Below are 1,425 nucleotides of genomic sequence, written 5' to 3'. Positions count from 1 at the left end.
CGGCTGCGCCGCTGTCCAGGGACTCCTTCTGGTGGCGGGGCGGCGTGCTGACACCGCTCACCGTGGTGGACGAGAACGGTCTGCTGGAGCTCGTGCAGGTGGACGAGGTGGTCGCGACGGTCACCAGGCTGGCTGGCGGGGGAGAGGACCTGCCCTCGGCGCGGCCGCACCACTACCGCTTCGCGCACCGCCTGCTGCCCTCGCTCACCCACCTGGGCACGCTCCCGGGGGAGCGGCTCGACGCCGAACTGCGGCGCCTCTGGGAGGAGTACGGCGCGAGCCTGCCCGTCGAGCACCGGCTGGAACCCGACGGCCTCCGGGGCGGATTCGTCCAGGGCGGGCGGCACCGCATGCTCCTCGTCGCGATGCCGGTGGCGCGGGCGGCGACGGAGGCCTTCGCGGTGGTACTGGCCTGGCCGGGCGACGGGACCGCGCAGCGGACCTTCACCCTGGAGTACGCGGTCGACCCGATCACGGGCGCGCGCGGGGCGGTGCTGGGCGAGTGGGAGGCGCCAGGCCGCCACCGCCTGCACCAGACCGGCATGCCCACGGAGGGCCGCGCCTTCCTCCACGCCGTCGAGGCCCTCCTCGACCCGCCGCAGCCGCCGGTGAAGCCGGAGAAGCCCGTGAAGCCCGTGAAGCGGCGCGGCCTGTTCCGCCGCTGAACGCGGCCGGACCCCGACCAGCTGAGTGCGCGACTGGACGCCCCGGACACCCGCCTGCCCTGAAGCTCCCTGGCCCGTCGTGGCGGCGGGCGCACTGCCTGCCGAGCCCGCCGGATGGCGGCGGCTCAGCCGCCGTCCCGGACTGCGGTCAGGCACTGGTCGTAGAGATCCGCCAGGTCGAACCGGCCCTCGTGTTCGGCCCAGAGCTCGCTCGCCGTGTCGACGCAGGCGAAGACCGTCGCGACGATCGCCTTGGCGCGCGGGTCGGGCCCCTGGCCGGGGGTGCTGCCCAGGCGCGCCTGGATGACCGGGACGAGCCGGGCCTGCCAGTTCAGCCGCTTCTCGATGTAGCGGGCGTGCAGTGACGGGGTGCGGAAGATCAGGCGGGACAGTTCGAGCACTCGCTCGGGGGTGTGGCCGGCGGTGAGGATGGTCCCGAACCCGGCTCGGCCTGCACGTCACCAGCGTGATCAACAACGCCGGCTTCGGCACCTTCGGCCCCTTCCACCGGACCGACCCGGCCCGGCTGCGCCGGGAGATCGCCGTCGACGTGACCGCGGTGGCCGACATCAGCCGTGCCTTCATCGAACGCTTGCGGACGGCGGGCCGAGGGGTCCTGGTCAACGTGGCGAGCATGGCCGCCTACCAGCCCAACCCGCGGATGGCGCTCTACGGCGCGACCAAGGCGTTCGTGCTGAGCCTCACGGAGGCGCTGTGGGAGGAGTCGCGCGGCACCGGGCTGCGGGTGCTGGCGCTGTCC

At 74.2% G+C, this 1,425-nt stretch carries 3 protein-coding genes; 2 read left to right on the top strand and 1 reads right to left on the bottom strand.

All coding sequences use genetic code 11. The annotated features are described in order from the left end of the window. On the top strand, positions 1-665 hold a 665-nt coding region (locus AB0O00_RS39375), incomplete at its 5' end, for a hypothetical protein (RefSeq protein WP_363659476.1). 125 nt (positions 666-790) lie between these two features. On the opposite strand, the gene AB0O00_RS39370 is transcribed toward AB0O00_RS39375, so the two are convergent. Further along, a complete protein-coding gene (locus AB0O00_RS39370) occupies positions 791-1,066 on the bottom strand; it encodes a hypothetical protein (RefSeq protein ID WP_363659475.1) in 276 nt (91 codons plus the stop codon). Positions 1,067-1,131: 65 nt separating this feature from the next. Between AB0O00_RS39370 and AB0O00_RS39365 the strand changes: the two genes are divergently transcribed. Beyond that, on the top strand, positions 1,132-1,425 hold a 294-nt coding region (locus AB0O00_RS39365), incomplete at its 3' end, for an SDR family NAD(P)-dependent oxidoreductase (protein WP_363659474.1).

Source organism: Kitasatospora sp. NPDC093558 (assembly GCF_040683475.1).
Classification (GTDB): domain Bacteria; phylum Actinomycetota; class Actinomycetes; order Streptomycetales; family Streptomycetaceae; genus Kitasatospora.
Note: the sequence above shows the minus strand (reverse complement) of the source record. Positions and strands in the feature narration are given on the sequence as shown.